We start from the raw sequence: 21,176 nt of genomic DNA on the forward strand, positions 1-21,176 counted from the left end.
CACCAGCTCCACTACTCGCGCTTCGTGGACATGGCGCGGGGATTGTGAGCGACGTTGTCGCTGTGCAGTCTAGATTGACAGAATCGCTCTCCAGATTGACAGGATTTGCATGCGGCCAAGCCCAAATAGTGCTCATGACCTGCGAAGATGCCGCGTAACGGTGTTTCTCGGGGTTCCGAACCTGTCAATCTGGAAAATGCGCTGTCTGCATAAGTGCAGGTAGAAGGCCTGCAGTTTTTGTTCGCTTTACATATGTAGATGTCACTGTTTGGCGGTTCTGCCAAAAGTGGAGTGTGTGGCGCATATCGTGGGGCGTGAGGCCAGATCACTTATCTGTGTCGTGCTTGGAGGCCCACCATGTCGCCTGCTGACCGTGCACCTCGGGTTGACCTTCACCCGGCGCGAACTGGCAGGCCTCGTGCGCGTGGACAGCAACTTAGACCGAACGAGCGCGTCCTCGTATCAGCAAGGCTGCCAGCGGAGCTCGCCGCGCAGGTCTATGAAGCTGCACACCAGAGCCAGAAGCCCGTGAGCGGAGTCGTCGCCGACCTACTGGCGCAGGCGCTCAGGAATTCGGGGGAGGCCACGACGTAGAACCACACGTCGGCGTAAGACGCCGAAAATGCGAAGAAAGGCCGGGCGGCCACCCGACCTTCTCGCTGGATCCACCCACACGGAGATTGTGGGGCTTCGCCTGTGATCGCAGGAACAACCTCAGCGGAAGATTCCCTTGTCTTGTCTAGCAGATCGTTTCGAAACCCGGTTCGTCAACCCTTGGCGGGCAGCCGGATGACCAAGGTGACATGGTCGTTTCGGTGGAAAGGAATACAGGGAGCGCAGGAGTGGCGCGAGGAGCTCGGCCCGACCGACTTCCGATGTTTAAGACCTTTCCGAGCAGTTCGCGCAAATGCGCGGTCGAGGAACATCGCGGCCCGACCATGGAGTCACACCATCGGTGGTGTGCTGGATGTGGAGTCTGGCCTCGAACACGACCTCGTGCGCAAGCTGGATAGAGACCCTCGAGTCGATTGGCTGACGCCGCAGCCTTGCCAGATTTCTTGGGAGGCGAGCACAGGACGGCGGTCCCATATTCCGGATCTCTTGTCGGTGGACACGGTCGGACAAGTGACGATCTGGGATGTCCGGCCAGTCGAGAAGCAGGACGAGGACTTCCTCAACGCCATGCCTGTCACTAGAGAAGCCTGCTCAGCTCTTGGGTGGAGCTACACGGTGTTCTCCGAACTCAGCCGAGTGGAGCGGCTGAACCTCCTATGGCTGGGCGGTTTTCGTCGGCCGCCGAGCTGGATCGAATCCGTGCGGCCGCTCCTCATCGAAGAAGTTCGACTCCGCGGCACCGTGCAGCTCGGCGAACTGATGCGACTGGACCGGGGGGACGGCCTCGTGAAAGCGGGGATCTGGCACCTCATCTGGTCCGGGCAACTCGAATGCGACCTGACGAGTCGAATCGATCTCAACAGCGAGATCCGAACCTCGGTTGGTGCGCAATGAGCGATCGCCGGCCAAGGGCGCGTACCCAAATCCAACTAGGTGACCTCGTTCTCGTTCCAGAAGGCCTCCATCGCGTCACCAGTGTCCTACCCAGCGGACTGCAGTTCATGACTGCCACGGGCGAAGCGGTGATGATCCGTTTTGGCGACCTAGCGGAAGCTCGGGTTGTGAAAGATGGGCAGATCGCTGCGATGTCGGCGTCGCTCCAGCCCATGTGGGAGGCGCTGTCAGACCAGGCTAGAGAGGCGGCTCTATTCCGGCTCGAGATCGTAATGGAGGTTGTGACGGGATACAGAGAAGGTCACGCCGAGCTGGCGCGACCCGGCGAGCCACGATATCCGTTCGGCCCAAGTGGGGCATCCGAGGCCCGGCGAGCAGAAGCGATGGCGGACTACCTGGCAAGTGAGTTCGAGCTCGACCGCGCTCGTAGCCGTAGGCGCGCGCAAGGTCACTACTCTGGTGATTCTCCCTCAAGTAGTGCGATTCGAAGTTGGATCCGGAGGTGGCGAGAATTCGGACTCATCGGGCTGATCGACGGACGTGCTCTTAGGCCACGGCAGGAATGGAATCAGATCGACCCGACATATCGAGACGTTGCAGAATCGATGGCCAGGGCGTTTGACGGAGATCGATCCTCGGTCAATATCGGTGAACTCGATCGACGAATCACAATAGCTTTGAAGCAAAGCGGACTGGAATATAAACCACCTGCGAAGCGCACAAAGTCCCAGTATCTGTCATGGCTGATGCACACTCGTGGATCGACGACGAGGACGCAGAAGACCCAGTCGCTCCGCAAGACCTCGGGCTACGAACACTACCCGGCGATTCGGCCCGGCCAGGTGATCGCGATCGATGCGACGCGAGCGGATTGTCTGGTGAGAGACCTTGAAACGGGCGAGGTCTTCAGTGTGGAAGTGCTATCCGCGATCGATGTTGCGACCCGCGTAATACTGGCATTGCGGGTCGTGCCAAAGTCCGCGGACGCCGTTGACGCCGGTTTGCTCCTTTATGACGTGTGCCGGCCCTTCTCCATGCTGGTCGAAGGTACGTCTATCTCTGACTGGAGGTGGTGCGGTCTGCCGGACCAGGTTCACTTGCCCACCACGATTGATGGCAAGACCGACGTAGTACCGGATTACGACACCCTCCAAGGCGAACACGTCATCCCCTCTGTGATGCCAGATGCAGTCCGCAGCGATCTTGGTGCAAACTTCAAGTCGAATCACTTCCAGGACCTCCTGGCGTCCCTCGGAATCGACTTCTTGCCGACGCGGGGAGGTAGACCAACAGACAATCCCCACATCGAGCGTTTCCACGAGACTCTGCAGCGCGCCTGGCAGCAGATTCCTGGATACAAAGGCAGGAACACTGGGGAGCGCGGCGCCAAGGTCGAAACCGAAGCTCTACTCACCGCCCATGAACTGGAACAGCATCTCCGACGATTTGTGAGTCTGGACTACCACCGGACGGCACATTCGGGCCTTCACATCCCCGGTGAGCCCAATGTCAAACTGACTCCGCTCGAAATGTGGGATGCCCTCACCGAAGTCACCGGTCGCATCGATGTGCCGCAAAGAGCCGACATGGTCTTCGACTTCCTCCCGATCCACTGGGGAGTGATTAGACATGACGGAGTAAAGGTCAAGGGCCTCGTTTACGATTCCGAGTGCCTGGATGCCTACAGGAATAGCCGCAAGGGACGCTTCCGGGAGAAGGACGCGAGCGCGCCGTTCTGCCGTGATCCGCATGACCTGAGTCGACTGTGGTTCCGAGACCCCATCTCTGGAGATGTTCATGAGATCCCGTGGCGAGGTGCGGGACTAACCGATGCTCCTATGACGGACGCGCTCGTCGATGCTGCGTGGACGATCGTCAGGAACCGCGACGGATTCAAGCGGATCAATCCCGAACATGTCCGGCAGTTGCTCGCAGACGAGCTGTCCGAGCTCACGACGCACGCCGAGCGGTTCTCTGAACCCGCACGAATCCGCACAGCGCGATTGCGCAGAGCTCAGTCTCGGAAGGACCTAGGCGAAGCAGTCGACGCAGCGGCTAGAGATCCATTGCGAGCGGCGCCACTGGTTTCGGAGGCAGTCGGAAGTGCGGTCGTCGACTTCGATGCCCCGTGGGGCAAATTGGACCTCGGTGATGTCGGAGAACAGCTGTGACTGCGCGCCGATGGCACAGGTCATGTATCGAGCCCGACGTACGCGCACCTGACGTACTCGAAGAGGCATGCCTTTCCGACAAGACTGCCCGTCGCCAGTACGCGACTGAGGTGAGCCAGTGGTACCGCTGGAACTTTCTGATGACCTCAGACCGCGAGTCGATTTCAGCACAGCTCTCAGAGGTCGTCACCGCGAACTTCGATTCGCCGCCTGGCGCCAAGACCTTCGCGTCCATTACCGGTCCGAACGGGACAGGCAAGAGTTCACTCGTTCGGAAGTGGGCAAAGGATCGATATCTGCAGTGGACGGCGGAGTACGCGACTTCGGGCCCAGACGAGACTCCAGTCTGGTTCCCAGATGCTCAGACTGAGTGCGACGTCGTCCCGGTGTGCTGGGTGAACCTGCCTTCGGCGGCGAGAGTCAAGGACTTGAACGCCGTGATCCTCGAGTTCTTGGAGCTGCCCGGGGAAGGCGTGGCCCGCCTTCAGACCGGACGGATGCTCAGGGCATGCGAACGGCATCGCGTACGCCTACTGATCATCGACGATGCACATCTTCTCAAGTCGGGCCAGCGAATCGGCAGGGAAGTTCTCGATCACGTGAAGGTTCTCAACACGGAGCTTGGGGAACTCGGTGCATCGATAGTCCTAGTGGGCGCCGATCTCGAGGGCGGCGAGCTCCTCACGGACCCGCAGATTGCGGCGAGATTGAAGACGCACGCACTTGGCCCTATGGCCGCAGGGACGGACGCCGAACGTCTCCAATGGCAGATGCTGCTGGCGGAGCAGGAGCTCCTTCTCGCGCCGCATCTTCCGCAGTCCGAGCCCGGTGACCTGCATGATCAGCTTGCTGGACTGCTGTGGACGCGCACGCAGGGCTACTTGGGAGACCTGCGTGACCTACTCGCAGAGAGCGCCGGCAGTGCGATAGCGGACGGGACCGGTGCCATCACGCGGGCTCACATCAAGTCGGTTCGACTGAGTGCTCGCGCAGAAGAAGGGCAGGCCCGCCTGGAAGGACGGCAACGATGATGGCCAACGCCCCCAGGCTGCCCACACGGCTGTCTCCAGCCCGGCAGGAGACGCTGGCGTCATTCGTTTCCCGATGTGCTGATGCCAACGACATCCCGATATCGCTAGTACTCAAGGGGTGTTCCGGTCTCACGGCAGCAGACCTGACGAGCCGCAAGACCCTTCCACTCAGTCAGCTCGCTCACCGGCTGTCCGCTCGGGAAGACGAACTTGATGCCCTGTGCGCCCGGCATCGACTGATCCACCCACCGCCCCGGATACCTGGCCTCCTCCAGGGCTCCCGGTGGATCTGTCCGCTCTGCGAAGCACAAGGGATTCGGACTCACTGCGAGAAGACCTGGCTGCGTTTCGCCTGCGAGGAGCACGGCGTCTACCTGCAGGTCGACCATCGTGGACCCCAAGAAGTGATGGTGGCCAGCGATAAGGCCCTGACGCTCCAGGCTCGGGCCAACATGCTCCTGTGCGACAACACCGACGCGTTCTTCGCCGGAGTCCGACTCCTTTCGCTCATGAAGGAACTGCAACGCCTCAGCAAGGCAGTACGGCCCCATGAGGTCCAGCCGGGGACACGCCACGTGTTCGAGTGGCTGGAGCAAGTCCAGATCACACGTGAGTACTACATCCGGACACCTCAACACGCGGCGATACTGCTGAACAGTCTGCTGCCGATCGTGAACTGCAGACATCTCGACGAAGAGATAAGACGAAACCTCCGGGTTCTCTGCGAACGACGTGTCAACCAAGATGGGCGCGAAGAGAGCGTGGAGCTTGCGCGACGGCAGGCGTTAGAGGAGATCGCCAGTCTGCTGCTCATCGGAAAGCGGATCGCCTGGCTCGTCGATGTACATGGCCTTCACGAGGACGACGTCCCGATGATCTTCATTGGGAGGCGGGGCAAGGTTCGGCACACCCTGCAAAGCCAGGATTGGTGGGGTCGTCAAGGCGCGCCGGGAATGTGGAACGCGCTGCGGCAGTCGTGCAACGACGTCCACGAAGCCGTGGCCACATACAGAATGGGGCCGGGAAGCCAGGCGCAATCCGTGCTCAAGGCTGCAGAACGTTCTCGTCGTCCGATTGGCCCTACTGGAGGGTCGCCAATCACGCCTACAAGTTTCGCAGTGGAACTGACGCAGCTTCTTGGCGACCGCCGGACTCGCGGGGCGCGCCCCGGCAGGATCGGGCTTCCCGGTCCGGCAGTCAAATGGCTGGTTCCTGAGATCGGGGCGAGCCCTGGGATGCGTGACGTTCTCGAAGATTGGCTGTGGTTGCAGACCCTGGAGCCCGGGCCGGAGTTGAGGTCGGACGGCGTTGTACCCCTCGAAGAAATCTGGCGGTTGGATGCCCAGATGACGGTCGAACAGAAGCTGCAGCTTCTTGAGCTCCGCGATTCTGTTATTGATGACATCGAAGGCCGAAGTCGCGAGCGTTTCCCCGAGGAGTCGACCGGTGCGGGAACTCGACAGGTCCAACGGGGCCAGCACCGAGCCGGCTGACTTCCATGAACAGCTCGATCCATCGTCTGCCTGCCCGGGTGCAACTCACTGACGGGGAAGCTCTCGACTCCTTTCTGGAGAGGGTTGCAGTCGCCAACGAGCTGACCGCAGTCGACATGGTTCGGCTCCTCGATCCCCGCCCGGGCTCGGGATCGCTGCTGTTCGCACTCGTTCAGCCATCGAACGAGCTACTCGGGCGTATTGAGCTTCTGACGGCTCTGGGAATCGATGACGCTAGGAGCGCGACCCTGCAGCGTTTCGCGTACTGCCGGCCGTTGGACTTCAGCGGCTTCGAGGAACCATCGGTAGCGTCCTTTCGGGTGCTCTCGGCCCGCGGCTGGTTTCCCTTGCAGGGCACACAGGTCTGTCCCAAATGCCTTCGATCAGGACGCTGGCTCATCGAATGGAGGCTTCCGCACATCGCGGTGTGCGACACGCACGTGAGCTACTTGGTGCCCTCGTGCGAGCAATGTGGCCAACGCTTCCGGAGCCGTAGGGCAAGTCCCCTCAGGCCCGATCTTTCCGCCGAGCAACTTTGCGGAAATCCTCTCGGACCCCGACGAAACTGCCGCCATTCGGTCCTGATGCACTCTGTGACACAGGCACCCCCCACAGCCGTCGAAGCGAGCAAAGCGGTGCGCGAAGCGTTAGCGGGGATCCCGCAGCAATGCCTTGGGGTAGTGGCATCGCCGGAGCTCTACCTAGCCGAACTGCGGGCACTGACCGTGCTTCTCATGCACATCGCAACGCGCTCGGCCCCCGACCAAGGGAAGGACTGGGCGAGACGACTGCGAGTGGAAGCGGGCCAGCGGCGGACGGAACTCCGAGGGCCGCGGTGGGGTATCAGGCCGGCCGACGACCCAGAGGTCCGCGGTGAGGCGATAGCAGCCGCACATGAGATTCTGACCGCCTCGACTATCGACGAAGCGGCGGCTCTGCTTGACCCTTGGATAACCCACATCCCGAACACTCAGGCCGGCCAGGCCGCTTGGATACGCAATCGAACTCCACACGCACCGATGCTGGGAACGATCGTGGAGAAGTGCCTGCACACGAACCAAAGCCCGTCCCGCCAACTCGAGATTCGAATTCGAACGGACTTGGATGACTCGCGAATTCCGCAGGTCATACCTGCAGACATCTATGAGAAGCATGTTGCGCCGATCATGAGATCGCGTTCGACTGTGGGTCGGCGATTCATCAGCCTGTGTCTGGCGAAGATCGCGCGACCTGGGCGGTCATGGACAGATTCGGCGGTCGCTCTTGGATTCCAGGCGGAGATTGGACCGAAAACCGCGCGAGCGGTGACCAAGTTCCTCAACTTGTCTGAATCCGAGTTCGCAGGTGCATTGGAGTACGTAGTCGAGGCATTGGATCGCGATACCGATTACCGGAGAATCGAGTTCGTCGTCAGGACGCTGGCCTCGGAGCCCGAGACATGGTTCCCCGACTGGGCCAGTTCCCAGAATCCGCGCCGGCGGGGAGTTGCGCTGCCATACGCGATTACCTGGATGTGGAGCGAAGTCGCCCATGCAGACATTGAGACAAGCCCCGGGTGGGTGGCAGCCCCCACATCCAAGGACAAGGCTTACTTCCGTGCGTTCTGCGAGCGCCTCCAGGAGCCAGCGAAAAGCGGCCTTCGTACTGTAGTGATCGCAGCCAATTGATCCCCACCACTCCAGGGGGTTTACCCCGTCCGCCAGCGGGTCAGGTGCACTTCGAGACTTCCACTTATGCGATTCTCTACACTCGGCTGTTCGATGCCTTCATACCGGGTTACGGCGAGGGGCACACAGCCTTTCAGGCGGGCCAAGCCGGCGCTGGACGCCGGGCTAGCGCCCCACCGGTCGTTTCAAGTTGCGTGGCATAGTCTGCACGCGCCTTGAAGGTTCGTAGCCGGAGACTGTTGGAAACCACGAACACGCTGGACAGCGCCATGGCTGCGCCGGCGAGCATGGGGTTGAGCAACCCGGAAGCGGCCAGTGGGATGGCGGCGGTGTTGTAGGCGAAGGCCCAGAACAGATTCGTCTTGATCGTGCCGAGAGTCTTGCGGGACAGCCGGATGGCGTCGGCGGCGGCGCGCAGGTCGCCGCGCACCAAGGTGATGTCGGCGGCCTCGATGGCGACGTCGGTGCCGGTGCCCATGGCCAGTCCCAGGTCGGCCTGGGCCAGGGCGGGGGCGTCGTTGACGCCGTCGCCGACCATCGCGACGACCTTGCCCTCGTCCTGGAGGCGGGCGACGGCATCGACCTTGTCCTTCGGGAGCACCTCGGCGATCACCTTGGTGATGCCGACCTCGGCGGCGACCTGCTCGGCCACCGTCTGGTTGTCGCCGGTCAGCAGCACCGGCGTCAGCCCCAGCTCGGTGAATTGGCGAATCGCTTCGGCGGACGTGGGCTTGATCTGATCGGAGACCACGAGCACGCCACGCGCAGCACCGTCCCAGCCGACCGTGATCGCGGTCTTACCCTCGGCCTCGGCGGCCTGCTTGGCAGTCTTGAGACCTTCATCGAGGTGCTGGGACCACTCGGCCAGCAGCGACTCGCGTCCAGCGAGCACGGTGTGACCGTTGATGACGCCCTGAACGCCCTTGCCTTCGACGTTCTCGAACGACTCCGGAGTGGGCAGGTCGCCGACCTCGGCGCTGGCACCGGTGGCGATGGCTTGGGCAATGGGGTGCTCGGAGTAGTCCTCCAGGCCCCCGGCCAGGCGCAGCAGCTCGGCCCGGTCGGTGCCGTCGGCGGTAATCACGTCGGTGAGGGTCATCTTGCCGGTGGTGACGGTGCCGGTCTTGTCCAGCACGATCGTGTCCACGCGCTTAGTGGACTCCAGCACCTCCGGGCCCTTGATGAGCACACCCATCTGGGCACCGCGGCCGGTTCCGACCAGCAGTGCGGTCGGGGTGGCGAGTCCGAGGGCGCAGGGGCAGGCGATGATCAGTACCGCGACCGCGGCGGTGAACCCGGCCGAGAGCGGGAACCCGGCCCCGATCCAGGCGCCGAGGGCGGCGACAGCGATCGCGATGGCGATGGGGACGAACACCCCGGAGACGCGGTCGGCGAGGCGCTGGATCTCGGCCTTGCCGGACTGGGCGTCCTCGACGAGCTTGGCCATCTGCGCCAGCTGGGTGTCCGAACCGACCCGGGTGGCGCGGACGACGAGGCGTCCGCCGGCGTTGACGGTCGCGCCGGTGACGGCATCGCCTTCACCTACCTCGACGGGCACGGACTCCCCGGTGAGCATGGACGCGTCGATCGCGGAGCTGCCGGAGGTGACGGTGCCGTCGGTGGCGATCTTCTCACCGGGTCGGACCACGAACTCGTCGCCGACGCTCAGCTCCTCGGTGGAGATCCGCACTTCCTTGCCGTTCCGGAGGACGGAGACCTCCTTCGCGCCGAGTTCGAGCAGGGCACGCAGGGCAGCTCCGGCGCGTCGCTTGGAGCGCTTCTCGAAGTAGCGACCGAGCAGGATGAAGGTGATCACCCCGGCGGCGACCTCCAGGTAGATGTGGCCGAGGCCGTCGGAGCGGGAGATCGTGAACTCGAACGGGTGGACGACGCCGCGGTCGCCGGCGGTGCCGAAGAACAGCGCGATGATCGACCAGATCATCGCGGCGGTGGTGCCGACCGAGATGAGGGTGTCCATCGTGGCGGCACCGTGGCGCAGGTTCATCCAGGCGGCCTTGTGGAACGGCCACCCGGCCCAGACCACCACTGGTGCGGCCAGGGCCAGGGAGGCGAAGCCCCAGTAGTCGAACTGCAGCGCCGGGATCATCGCCATCGCGATCACCGGGACCGCGAGCACCGCGGAGCCGATGAGCCGCTGGCGCAGGACACGCAGCTCGGCTTCCTCACGGGACTCGCCCTCATCGTCCGCGCCTTCGCCGGAGCCCTTGGCAGGCTTGGGGAGCTCGGCGGTGTAGCCGGTCTTCTCCACCTCCGCGACCAGAAGTTGCGGGTCATAGCCCTCCGGGCCGGTGACGCTGGCCTTTTCCGTTGCGTAGTTCACGCTCGCGGTGATGCCGTCGAGCTTGTTCAGCTTCTTCTCGATCCGATTCGCGCACGACGCGCACGTCATGCCACCGATCTGCAGCTCGACGGCCAGGCCCACTCCGGAGCTGGCACTGTCAGCGCTGAGGTCCTCAGTTGCCATGGTCCTCTCCCTCTTCATGCCCGTGCTGATCCCGGGTCTCACCGCTACTCGTCGAGCCACCGCCGCTGCTCCCGGTTGTGTCGATCACCAGCGGCGCGGTGTGCACCTGCCCATCGACCTGGAAGTCCAGGAACAGCAGATAGCGGCCTTCGGTCGGGGCGGTGGCCTCGAACACGACCTCCGGGCCAGATGTCTGCCCGGCCTGGGGAGCGTCGCCGTGGGGGTGGACGTGCAGGTATGCCAGGTCGCCATTACGCAGCGCCACCAGGTGCCCGAACGCGCCCAGATACGGCTCCAGCACGGTCACCGGTTGTCCGTCGTGGGTGATGGTCATGGTCAGCGTCGAGGACTCACCCGCGATGAGCTGACCGGTCACCGCGACGTCGAAGTCGTCGACCGAGGTTTCCGTGGCAGGCTCTGCCGCAACCGCCCGAAAGACGCCGGACACCTGCACCGTCGTAGAGAGCGTGACCGCCTCCCCAGTGTCGGCGGGGACGAAGTCCGCGAACACCCGGTAGGTCCCGCCCACGTCCCACCGCCATGGGATCCCCCAGACGCCGTCGGGATTCATCTCGGGCTGCACGTGACGGAACTGCTGCCCGTCGGCGCGCACGACGATCAGGTGCAGCTCCTTCTCGTGCTCGGTCTCGAAGTCGGTCACCGGCTCCCCGTCGGGACCGGTCACGGTCAGCGACAACTCGCCGTCGGCACCGGTCGCGCTCGGGGCGCTGACGCCGGTGAGCTGGTAGCCGTCCTGTGCCACGCCGAGTCCCAGCGACGACGCGCCCGCGTCATGGCCCGCGTGTCCGCCCTCGCCGTTCATGTCGTCTCCTTCCTCGTCGTCGTGCGCGGCGTGCTCGCCACTCTCTTCCGTCCAGGCCTGCACGGTCTCGGCGGGCACGACCGCGCCCGCCGTGGCGAACGCCACGGCGAACACGGCCACCAGCCCCGCGCCGTACAGGCCGAGCCGCGCAGGCGCCTTCATCTCAGCTCCTGACCGCGGCGTAGCCGGCCTCGTCGACCGCCGCGATCACCGCGGCGTCCTCGACCGGCTGCTCACTGGTCACGGCCAGTCGCCCGGTCTGGGCACTGACCTCCACCCCGGTCACGCCCGGAACCTGCGAGACCTCGGCTCGCACCGATCCCTCGCAGTGTCCGCAGGTCATCCCGGTCACCTGGAACTCCGTCTTCGTTGCCATGATGCTCAACTCCTTCACTCGTGTACGACTTGGATGTCTCCGACAATATACCCCCTGGGGGTATCCCTCAATCGGAGAGGATCGCCACCCGCTCATGCGGCCTTGGCGGGCCTGGGAATCGCGACGAGGGACACCACCGCGGCGATGACGGCAGCCGCAGCGGCGAACCCGAACGCTTGCTGGAAGCCCGACTCACCGCCTCCCGCCGCAAGGCTGGCAGCGGCGAGGCTGGAGACCGTCGCGACGCCGACCGAGGCGCCGAACTCGTGGAAGGTGCTCAGCAGGCCCGACGCGATGCCCGCCTCCTCCGGGCCGACCTGCCCCAGAGCAGTGGCTGAGGCGACCACGAACAGCGCACCGATGCCGAAGGCGCCGAAGCTGACGCCGACCGTGGTTGCCACGGTGGTGGGCCACAGCGCGGGCATCGCGAGTCCGACTGCTGCGACGGTCATCCCGGCGACGCCGAGGGTGCGCGCGCCGACTCGGCCGATGAGCTGGCCGCCGAGGTTGGCTCCGGTCATGGTGGCTGCGGCGATCGGCAGGAACAGCAAGCCGGTGGCCAGTGGACCGTGCCCTGCGTGCTGCTGGAAGTAGAAGGTGCCGAGGAAGAACACGGCGACCATGAGCGCGGTGGCGATCATGATCACGAACACTCCGGCCCCCACCGGTCGGCGAACTAGCAGGCCGAGGTCCATCAAGGGGGAGGTCGCGGTCTTCTGTCGCCACCCGAAGAGCGGGTAGAGCACGATCGCTGCACCTGCACCGATGAGCGTGTGCGCGCTGGTCCAGCCATCCTCTCCGGCGATGGTCAATGCGTAGATGGCCGACCCGGTTGCCGCCGTGACCAGCAGGGCGCCCAGCACGTCGAGCGAAGCTCGCTGTCCGGAGCCCGGCGGTAGGGGCGGCAGTGCACGCAGCAGTCCGAAAAGGACGATCAGGCCGACGGGGATGTTGATGAAGAACACCCACGGCCACCCGGGCCCGGCGGTGATCAGTCCACCCAGGAGCACGCCGACCGCAGCGCCGCCGCCGCCCAGGGCGGACCAGATGCCGAGGGCTCTGTTGCGTTCGTCGCCGATGAACAGTCGCACCACGACGGACAAGGCTGCGGGAGAGAGCATGGCGGCCCCAAGACCCTGGGTGACCCGGCCTGCAAGCAGGGTCGTGCCGCTATCAGCCAGCCCGGCGACGAGCGAGCCCACCGCGAAGGCGAAGAGTCCGGCGTAGACGATCGGCTTGGAGCCGAACAAATCCGCGCTCCGGCCGCCCAGCAGCATCAGGCCGCCGAAGGTCAGGGTGTAGGCGGCGACCACCCAGGTCACGGCCTCGCGTGACAGGCCCAGATCGACGCTCATCTGTGGGAGTGCCACCGCGACGACCGTCACGTCCAGGATCAGCATGAACTGCGCGGTGCCCAACAGGGCGAGTGCCAGCCATCGTCGTGGGTGGGCACCCACTGTTGTGGTGGCCGAGGCGTGAGTAGTCATCTCGACTCCTAACTCAATCAGTGATGTACGGGTTTCAACGGCTACACTATCTCATACATTCCAATACGAGTTGCGAGGTGGAGAATGCCGACCCAGAAGGGCGCCCGGGGAAACCGCACCCGGAAGGTGCCGGCGTCCGGGAATCGGGCCGCCAATCAGCGGGCGGACGCGCAGCGGAACCGGATCAAGATCCTGACCGCGACGGTGACAGCGATCCGCAAGGACGCCGACGCCTCGGTCGCCGACATCGCCGCCGAGGCCGGCGTCGGGCGGATGACGCTGTACGGGCACTTCCAGAACCGAGCCGAGCTGATCGACGCCGCCCTGACCGAGAGCATCGAGCGTGGTGAGGAGGTGCTGCGTGAGGTCCCACTCGACGGAGAACCGACCGCCGCGTTCCGCGCACTAGTCACCTCCAGCTGGGCACTGGTTGATCAGTCCCGAGCCCTGCTCGCGGCCGCGCAGAAGGAGTTGCCCGCCGCGCGCATCCGTGACATGCACACCAAGGCTGAGGCCCGCATGCGCGGACTGCTGCTACGAGGTCAGCGCGAGGGCGCCTTCCGCAGCGACCTGCCGGTGAGCTGGCTGCTCACCACCACCCACGTCGTCATGAACGGAGCCGCCGAGGAAGTGCGCTTCGGACGCCTCAACTCTGACGATGCGCCGTTGTTCATCGAGGCGATCCTCATCCCCGCATTCACTGCCACCGGCGACGTCGACTCGCAATGAGGACTATCGCGCCGTCGAAAAATACCGGAGACTGCCGGGCCGATGTCGAGTCGCCATCCGGTGCGGGCCTGCGGTAGATCGGCAGTGTTAGTATCTGCGTATGAGCGCGGATACTAACGAATGTGCGATCGGTCCCTCGTCGGAGTACGTCGATCTCGCGGCCGAGGTGCTGGGGATCCTGTCCGACCCCACGCGGATCAGGATCGTGCTCGCTCTGCGTGAGTCGGGCGAGCTGCCGGTGAATGCGCTGGCCGAGATCGTCCGGAAGAAGCCCTCCGGTGTTTCGCAACACCTCGCGCGATTGCGGATGGCGCGCATGGTCACCACGCGGCAAGAGGGGACCAGCGTCCTCTATCGGCTCGTCGACGAGCACGCGCTCGCCCTGGTCCTCGAGGCACTCAAGCAGGCCGAGCACGCAGTGGCGGGAGGCCAGATCCCTCCGCACCACCACGCCCCGAGGCCGTGACGGTGTAGCTCACAGCTGATCCACCGTGAGGCGATGATGATTACCGTTCTTCGACATCCGGTCTACGCGAAACTGTTCGGCGCGCAGGTCATCGCTCTGCTGGGTACGGGCCTGCTCACGGTCGCCCTGGGTCTGCTCGCTTTCGACATCGCCGGTGGTGACGCCGGGATCGTGATGGGGACGGCGATGAGCATCAAGATGCTCGCCTATGTCGCCGTCTCCCCGCTCACCACCGCGCTTCTGTCACGGATGCCCCGTAAGACGGTGCTCATCGGCGCGGACGTGATCCGGGCCGGCGTCGCCGTGGCCCTGCCTTTCGTGTCCGAGGCGTGGCACATCTACGTCCTGATCTTCCTACTCCAGTCCGCCTCCGCTACGTTCACGCCCACGTTCCAGGCGGTCATCCCCTCGGTGCTGCCGGACGAGGCCGAGTACACCAGGGCGCTGTCGCTCTCGCGCCTGGCCTATGACCTCGAGTCGCTGGTGAGTCCGATGCTGGCAGCCGCGCTGCTCGTGGTGATGAGCTACCGCAACCTCTTCGTGGGCACCGTGGTCGGGTTCGCCGTCTCGGCGATCCTGGTGATCGCCTGCCGGTTCCCCTCGATCGAGGCGCCGCCGCCGGCGGGATTCCTCGATCGACTCACTCGCGGAGTGCGGGCGTTCTGGGCCAGCGGAGAACTGCGCGGACTGATGGGGCTCAACCTCGTCGTGGCCACCACCACCGCGATGGTGATCGTGAACACCATCGTCCTGGTCCAGGGTGATCTCGGCCGCACCCAATCCGACGTCGCGCTCATGCTCGCCGCCTACGGCGCCGGTTCGATGCTCGTCGCCCTCGCCATACCAGGACTCCTCGAGACCATTTCCGATCGACGGGTGATGCTCACCGGGGGCCTCGCGCTTCCGGTCCTGCTCCTGGGCGCGGCCGCGGTGATGGTGTGGATGCCCGCCGGCCTGCGATGGGGGGCCCTGCTGATCGTGTGGCTTCTCCTCGGGGCGGCTACGTCCCTGGTCCTCACCCCGTCTGCCAGGCTCCTGCGAAGGGACAGCTCCGAGCAGAACCGGTCGGCGGTGTTCGCCGCGCAGTTCTCCCTCTCCCATGCCTGCTTTCTCCTCACCTATCCCCTCGCCGGCGTCCTCGGCGCGAGGATCGGGCTTCCCGGAGTCGCACTGGTTCTCGTGGGAATCGGCGTTCTCGGCGCGATCGTCGCCGTCGTCACCTGGCGCGCGGCCCCGCGCAGGGGAGTTCCAGTGTGAACTGCGCCCCGTGCCCCGGCCCCTCGCTGCTCGCCCGGATCCGCCCGCCGTGGGCCTCCACGAGTGCCCGAGTAATCGACAGGCCGATCCCGCTGCCGCCGGCCTTCCGGCCGCGGGCGGGATCGACCCGGTAGAAGCGGTCGAAGAGATGATCGAGGTGCTCGGCCGCGATCCCTTCCCCGGTGTCGCCGACGGTGATTGCGAAGGTTCCCGGCCGCGGTGTCGCGACCCCCACCGTCACGGTCCCGCCGGTCGGCGTGTGTCGTAGTGCGTTGTCGAGGAGGTTGCCCAACACCTGGCCGATGCGCTCGACGTCCACGGTGACGGCGACCGGGGTGAACTCGTCCGCGCGCAGCTGCACGCCCTTGTCCGAGTACCATTCGCGGGCCGAGGTGATCGCCGCGGCCACCAGTTCGTCGGTGGTAGTGGCGGAGGGGTGCAGGCGGGTGAGGTGCTCTTCCGCGTCGGAGACGGCGATGATGTCCGAGGCCAGGCGCTCGAGCCGACGGGTCGAGGTCCGCAGCACCGTCCGTGTGGCGTCGTCGAACGAACGGACACCGTCGTCCACCGCCTCGAGGTAGGAGTCGATGGTGGCCAAGGGGGTGCGCAGCTCGTGACCGAGGTCGGCGAGCATTCTTCGCCGGGTCGCATCCGTGGAGTCGAGTTGTCGGGCCAACTCGTTGACGCTGGAGGCCAGCTCGTCGAACTCCCGCCCCAGCATCGGGCTCGCCACGCGGGTCGCGTACCGCCCTTGTGCGATGTCGGCGGTCGAGGAGGTGACCACCGTGACGGAACGCTGGACGCGCCGGGTGAGGTACCAGCTGGTGAGCAACGCCAGGAGCACCGCGATGCCCGCCGCCAGCCCCCAGGCCAGGACGATCGAGACGGTGAAGGCCTCTTCGACGTGTGCTGCCTCGGCGGAGTCGTGGTCGATGCCGGCCTGCCCGAGATGGTCGTGGAAGATGCCGGGGGCCAGCGCGGAGGCGACGAGCCACGCGCTGGCCGCGCACCCGACGACCACGCTGGACATGGCCAGGAGCAGGCGGGTGCCGAAGCTGAACCCGGCGAGGCGTCGTCGAGCGGAAGAGGGCGTCCGCGCGGCACCCGGGACTCCGGTGGCACTCATCGGCCGTCACCCATGCGGTAACCGACTCCGCGGACCGTGCGGACGAAACGCCCGAGCGTGGCGTCGTCGCCCAGCTTGCGTCGCAGGTGACCGATGTGGACGTCGACCAGGTGGTCGTCGCCCACCCAATTCGGCCCCCACACCGCCGCCATCAGCTGCGCGCGGGTGACGACGACCCCGGGGTCGCGTGCGAGCGTGGCGAGGATGTCGAACTCGGTGCGGGTCAAAGCGACCGCGTCTCCGGCTACGGTGACCTCTCGACCCGCCGTGTCGATTGTCAGGTCGCCGACCGTCAGCACCCGAGCCGCGGCCTCGACGTCGCCGGTGCCGGTCGGCGACGTCCGGGGCCGACGCAGCATCGCCTTGATCCTGGCCGAGAGCTCGCGTGGGCTGAACGGCTTGGTCATGTAGTCGTCCGCGCCGACGGAAAGCCCGATGAGGGTGTCCACCTCGTCGGTTCGGGCGGTGAGCATGACGACATAGGCGTCGGAGTGCGTGCGGATCTTCCGGCACACCTCGATCCCGTCCAGGCCGGGCAGCCCCAGATCCAGCACCACGACGTCGGGGTCGACCCGGCGGGCCAGGTCGACCGCGGCGAGGCCGTCCCCGGTCGTCGTGACGTCGAACCCGTCGCGCTCGAGGTAGGAGGCGATCAGGTCGGCCAGCGCCTCCTCGTCGTCGACCACCAACGCTCGGAGCCCCGTGGGTACGCGCGTGCCCGTGCGGCCGGCGCCGGGATCAGTAGCAGAGGACATGACGGCCATCATCGCGCCCGAGGAGGTGGGGTGCGTCGACCCGGCGGGCACCTTGACCAAACCTTCACACGAACTCCATCGAGAACCCGCGACGCAGCGGCCACTCTGGCCGAGGAGCCAGCCGCAGGAGGTGAGCCGTGATCGGGATGACCGCACTGACGGGTGTCGCGGCACTGGTCGCCATCCTGTGGACGCTGACGCTGCTACTCGTCACCGCCCTGTTCGGGCACGGCCCGACCTGCGCACCAACCGGAAGGACGTCCCCACCATGACCCGTACCGCTCTGCTCCTCCCCGCGGCGCTGACCGCCGCAGCCCTGACGCTGTCGGCCTGTACCGACAGCTCCGACGACGCGTCGACCGCGTCCGCCACCTCCTCGACAAGCCCTTCGGCCTCCACGGCCGCGAGTGGGACCGCCGTCTCCGACAGCGCCGAGAACCACGCGGACGCCGACGTGATGTTCGCGCAGATGATGATCCCCCATCACCAGCAGGCGATCGAGATGAGCGACATCGTCCTGGCCAAGGACGGCATCCCGGCCGACATCACGACGCTGGCCGAGGAGATCAAGGCCGCGCAGGGTCCCGAGATCGAGCAGATGACGGGGTGGCTCGAGCAGTGGGGCGAGCCAACCGAACCGCAGGACGGTCACGGTGGTCACGACATGTCCATGATGGAGGGGATGCTCTCCGAGGGTGAGATCCAGCAGTTGTCGGACGCCGAGGGTGTCGACGCCGCGCAGATGTTCCTGGAGCAGATGATCGCCCACCACGAGGGCGCCATCACCATGGCCGAGGACGAGGTGTCGTCCGGCCGCTACGAGCCCGCGGTCGAGCTGGCCCGGACCATCATCGACACCCAGCAGCAGGAGATCGACACCATGCGCGGCATGCTGGACGCGCTCTGACTGGGGAAGCGAGCAATACGGAAGTAAAGAGATGAGTCAGTCGGACGTTTACCACGAGCACGCACACGACCACGGCCACGAGGGGCAGCATCACGCCGGCCACGAGGATCACGGCGGTCACGCGGGGCACGGGGACCACGTCGGTCAGTTCCGTCGACTGTTCTGGATCACGGCCGTCCTCGCCGTGCCGGCCGTGGGCTCCAACGTGATGTTCGCTCACCTCGTCGGCTACGGGCTGCCCGACGCCGACTGGGTGCGGTGGGTGTCCCCCGTCCTCGGAACGGTGATCTACCTCTGGGGAGGCCGCCCGTTCCTCACCGGTGCGGTCTCGGAGATCCGCGCCCGCCAGCCCGGCATGATGCTGCTCATCGGCCTGGCGATCACCGTGGCGTTCCTCGCCTCGTGGGGGTCGAGCCTGGGCCTGCTGGGACACGAGCTCGACTTCTGGTGGGAACTGGCCCTTCTGGTGGTGATCATGCTGCTCGGCCACTGGATAGAGATGCGCTCGCTGGCGCAGACGACGTCGGCGCTCGACTCCCTGGCGGCCCTGCTCCCCGATGAGGCCGAGAAGGTCGACGGCGACGAGGTGGTCGCTGTCGCCCCCGCCGACCTGGTGGTCGACGACGTGGTGATCGTCCGTCCCGGGGCGTCGGTACCCGCCGACGGGCGGATCGTCGACGGCTCGGCCAGCATGGACGAGTCCATGGTCACCGGCGAGTCGAAGGCGGTGCGTCGCGGAATCGGCGACCAGGTGGTCGCGGGCACCGTCGCCACCGACTCGGGCCTGCGGGTCCAGGTGACCGCGATCGGCGCCGACACGGCCCTGGCCGGCATCCAGAAGCTGGTGACCGACGCGCAGGCCTCGAGCTCGCGTGCCCAGCGGCTCGCCGACACCGCGGCCGGGTGGTTGTTCTGGTTCGCGCTCGTCTCTGCCGCCGTCACCGCCGCCGTCTGGGCCGCTCTCGGGCTGCCGGACGTCTCGGTGGTCCGCGGGATCACCGTCCTCGTGATCGCCTGTCCGCACGCGCTGGGGCTGGCGATCCCGCTCGTGGTCTCGATCGCCACCGAACGTGCCGCCCGCGGCGGCGTGCTGATCAAGGACCGCCTCGCGCTGGAGTCGATGCGAACGGTCGACGCCGTGCTGTTCGACAAGACCGGCACCCTGACCAAGGGCGAGCCCACCGTCACCGGGATCGAGCCGAACGAAGGGCGCGACGGCGACGAGGTGCTCGCGTTCGCCGCCGCGGCGGAGAGCGACAGCGAGCATCCGCTCGCCAGGGCGGTGGTCGGCGCCGCGCGTGCCCGCGAACTCACCGTGCCGATGGCGACCGACTTCTCCTCCTCACCGGCGGTCGGGGTGAAGGCCACCGTCGACGGCGCCGTCGTCGAGGTCGGCGGCCCCTACCTCCTCGAGCAGCGCGGCCTCGGCGAACTCGGCATCGCGGACCAGTGGCGCGCCGAGGGCGCGATCATCCTGCACGTCCTCGCGGACGGCAGGGTGATCGGTGCGCTGCGGCTGGCCGACGAGATCCGGCAGGAATCCCGCGACGCCGTCGACGCGCTCCACGCCGCCGGGGCACAGGTCGTCATGATCACCGGTGACGCCCGCGCCGTCGCCGAGACCGTCGCCGCCGAGCTCGGCATCGACCGGGTCTTCGCCGGAGTCCGACCCGAGGACAAGGCCGCCAAGGTCGCCGAACTCCAGTCCGAAGGCAGGAAGGTCGCCATGGTCGGCGACGGGGTCAACGACGCCCCCGCTCTGGCTCAAGCCGACGTGGGCATCGCCATCGGCGCCGGGACCGATGTGGCGATCGGCTCCGCCGGCGTCATCCTGGCCAGCTCGGACCCCCGTTCCGTCCTCTGCGTGATCGAGCTGTCCCGCGCGAGCTACCGCAAGATGAAGCAGAACCTGTGGTGGGCCGCCGGCTACAACATCGCCGCCGTCCCGCTCGCCGCCGGAGTCCTGGCCCCGATCGGATTCGTTCTGCCGATGAGCGTCGGCGCCGTCCTGATGTCCCTGTCCACCGTGGTCGTCGCCCTCAACGCGCAGCTGCTGCGCCGACTCGACCTGCGTCCCGACTCGATCACCCGGGCGAACGAAAGGATGAACGTTCGATGACCGCCACCCGCCGCTTCCGGCGACGAGCCGCGATTGCCGTGTTCACCGCCGGCGCGGTGACCCTCACAGGGTGTTCGCCGAGCCCGGCCCAGGACGCGTCGACAGAAGCCTCCGCCTCCTCATTGGAGTCCTACGGTCTCGCCGGACTCGACGCGAGGCAGATCATCGAGAAGCTCGACACGATGCCGGTCGCGGAGAGGCCGGACGACCTGATCGCCTCGGTGCAGCCGACCGATCTGGTCCTCACCAGCAGAGGCCAGGAACTGGCGGCGCTCCCCCTCCCGGAGGACCAGTTCTATCTCTCGATGGCGCCGTACGACACCATCACCCACCCGTGCCACCTCCACAGTCTGACCACCTGCCGAGGCGAGCTCGCCAACGAGGACGTGACCATCACCGTCACCGACGAGTCCACCGGCGAGCGCATCGTGGAGGGCGCCCACACGACCTACGAGAACGGTTTCGTCGGCCTCTGGCTGCCCCGCGACAGCGCCGTCTCAGTGACCGTGGAACGGGGCGACAGGACGGCGACCGCGCGCGTCACGACCGATGACGACGATCCGACCTGCTTGACTACCTTGCAACTGACCTGAAGTCGCCATTGCGCTCAGGCGTGTTCGCCGACCGGGCCGAGCGGCTACCTTGACAGGGTCCTCGGTGCCGCCGGGAATTCGTCAAGTTTCACCGGCTTGCCTCGTTAATCTGGACTGCATGGCGACAGACGTGTCGGGCGGGCCTGGGAGCGGGTACTCACCGTTCCCTCCGTTCTCCGAGT

Annotated in this window: 17 protein-coding genes and 1 pseudogene; 12 read left to right on the forward strand and 6 right to left on the reverse strand. The window is 66.0% G+C overall.

What is annotated here, in order from left to right; genetic code table 11:
- The first annotated feature begins 789 nt into the window (after positions 1–789).
- The 6 genes and pseudogenes from Q4F73_RS06025 to Q4F73_RS06045 all read left to right on the forward strand — a co-directional run bounded on the left by Q4F73_RS06025 (position 790) and on the right by Q4F73_RS06045 (position 7,871).
- Entirely contained in the window at positions 790–1,509 is a 720-nt protein-coding gene (locus tag Q4F73_RS06025; protein WP_303358456.1) for a TnsA-like heteromeric transposase endonuclease subunit, read from the forward strand.
- A gap of 107 nt (positions 1,510–1,616) precedes the next feature.
- Positions 1,617–3,680, forward strand: coding sequence for an integrase (locus Q4F73_RS06030; protein WP_303358457.1), 2,064 nt, complete (start codon positions 1,617–1,619; stop codon positions 3,678–3,680).
- A gap of 110 nt (positions 3,681–3,790) precedes the next feature.
- Complete coding sequence (locus tag Q4F73_RS06035; RefSeq protein WP_303358458.1) at positions 3,791–4,711, forward strand: TniB family NTP-binding protein; 921 nt, start codon at positions 3,791–3,793, stop codon at positions 4,709–4,711.
- Entirely contained in the window at positions 4,708–6,204 is a 1,497-nt protein-coding gene (locus tag Q4F73_RS06040; RefSeq protein WP_303358459.1) for a hypothetical protein, read from the forward strand. Before Q4F73_RS06035 ends, Q4F73_RS06040 begins: the two co-directional genes overlap by 4 nt.
- Positions 6,205–6,209: 5 nt before the next feature.
- Positions 6,210–6,632 (forward strand): annotated as a pseudogene (locus Q4F73_RS12515) (TniQ family protein); the annotation flags it as partial.
- A 252-nt stretch (positions 6,633–6,884) separates the two neighbouring features.
- Complete coding sequence (locus Q4F73_RS06045; RefSeq protein ID WP_303358460.1) at positions 6,885–7,871, forward strand: hypothetical protein; 987 nt, start codon at positions 6,885–6,887, stop codon at positions 7,869–7,871.
- A 133-nt stretch (positions 7,872–8,004) separates the two neighbouring features.
- Here the strand turns inward: Q4F73_RS06045 and Q4F73_RS06050 are convergent, their stop codons facing one another.
- From Q4F73_RS06050 to Q4F73_RS06065, 4 genes are all read right to left on the reverse strand, one after another.
- On the reverse strand, positions 8,005–10,356 hold the full coding sequence (locus Q4F73_RS06050; RefSeq protein WP_303358461.1) for a cation-translocating P-type ATPase: 2,352 nt from the start codon (positions 10,354–10,356) through the stop codon (positions 8,005–8,007).
- Entirely contained in the window at positions 10,346–11,341 is a 996-nt protein-coding gene (locus Q4F73_RS06055) for a heavy-metal-associated domain-containing protein (RefSeq protein ID WP_303358462.1), read from the reverse strand. The genes Q4F73_RS06050 and Q4F73_RS06055 overlap by 11 nt, the downstream gene beginning before the upstream one ends.
- 1 nt (position 11,342) lies before the next feature.
- Positions 11,343–11,555 carry a heavy-metal-associated domain-containing protein gene (locus Q4F73_RS06060; RefSeq protein ID WP_303358463.1) on the reverse strand — a complete coding sequence of 71 codons (213 nt, stop codon included), beginning with the start codon at positions 11,553–11,555 and terminating at the stop codon, positions 11,343–11,345.
- Positions 11,556–11,647: 92 nt separating this feature from the next.
- Positions 11,648–13,042: an MFS transporter gene (locus Q4F73_RS06065; protein ID WP_303358464.1), complete on the reverse strand. Its 1,395-nt coding sequence runs from the start codon at positions 13,040–13,042 to the stop codon at positions 11,648–11,650.
- Positions 13,043–13,126: 84 nt separating this feature from the next.
- Between Q4F73_RS06065 and Q4F73_RS06070 the strand changes: the two genes are divergently transcribed.
- The 3 genes from Q4F73_RS06070 to Q4F73_RS06080 all read left to right on the forward strand — a co-directional run bounded on the left by Q4F73_RS06070 (position 13,127) and on the right by Q4F73_RS06080 (position 15,494).
- The gene (locus Q4F73_RS06070; protein ID WP_303358465.1) at positions 13,127–13,771 is read left to right on the forward strand and encodes a TetR/AcrR family transcriptional regulator; all 645 of its coding nucleotides are present in this window, start codon (positions 13,127–13,129) and stop codon (positions 13,769–13,771) included.
- A 100-nt stretch (positions 13,772–13,871) separates the two neighbouring features.
- Complete coding sequence (locus Q4F73_RS06075; RefSeq protein ID WP_303358466.1) at positions 13,872–14,237, forward strand: metalloregulator ArsR/SmtB family transcription factor; 366 nt, start codon at positions 13,872–13,874, stop codon at positions 14,235–14,237.
- Positions 14,238–14,273: 36 nt separating this feature from the next.
- A complete protein-coding gene (locus Q4F73_RS06080) occupies positions 14,274–15,494 on the forward strand; it encodes an MFS transporter (protein ID WP_303358467.1) in 1,221 nt (406 codons plus the stop codon).
- Here the strand turns inward: Q4F73_RS06080 and Q4F73_RS06085 are convergent.
- On the reverse strand, positions 15,454–16,524 hold the full coding sequence (locus tag Q4F73_RS06085) for a cell wall metabolism sensor histidine kinase WalK (protein ID WP_303358472.1): 1,071 nt from the start codon (positions 16,522–16,524) through the stop codon (positions 15,454–15,456). The genes Q4F73_RS06080 and Q4F73_RS06085 overlap by 41 nt on opposite strands.
- Positions 16,525–16,616: 92 nt before the next feature.
- On the reverse strand, positions 16,617–17,375 hold the full coding sequence (locus Q4F73_RS06090; protein WP_303358468.1) for a response regulator transcription factor: 759 nt from the start codon (positions 17,373–17,375) through the stop codon (positions 16,617–16,619).
- A 268-nt stretch (positions 17,376–17,643) separates the two neighbouring features.
- Between Q4F73_RS06090 and Q4F73_RS06095 the strand changes: the two genes are divergently transcribed.
- Genes Q4F73_RS06095 through Q4F73_RS06105 form a run of 3 tightly spaced genes read left to right on the forward strand, consistent with a single transcriptional unit; the run spans position 17,644 to position 20,994 of the window.
- Positions 17,644–18,282: a DUF305 domain-containing protein gene (locus Q4F73_RS06095; RefSeq protein WP_303358469.1), complete on the forward strand. Its 639-nt coding sequence runs from the start codon at positions 17,644–17,646 to the stop codon at positions 18,280–18,282.
- A gap of 31 nt (positions 18,283–18,313) precedes the next feature.
- On the forward strand, positions 18,314–20,401 hold the full coding sequence (locus Q4F73_RS06100; protein WP_303358470.1) for a heavy metal translocating P-type ATPase: 2,088 nt from the start codon (positions 18,314–18,316) through the stop codon (positions 20,399–20,401).
- Positions 20,398–20,994 (forward strand): CueP family metal-binding protein, encoded by a 597-nt coding sequence (locus Q4F73_RS06105; protein WP_303358471.1) that lies wholly within the window; start codon positions 20,398–20,400, stop codon positions 20,992–20,994. Before Q4F73_RS06100 ends, Q4F73_RS06105 begins: the two co-directional genes overlap by 4 nt.
- Positions 20,995–21,176 lie beyond the last annotated feature (182 nt).

Origin of the sequence: Corynebacterium sp. (assembly GCF_030535495.1) — a bacterium.
Lineage (GTDB): Bacteria > Actinomycetota > Actinomycetes > Mycobacteriales > Mycobacteriaceae > Corynebacterium.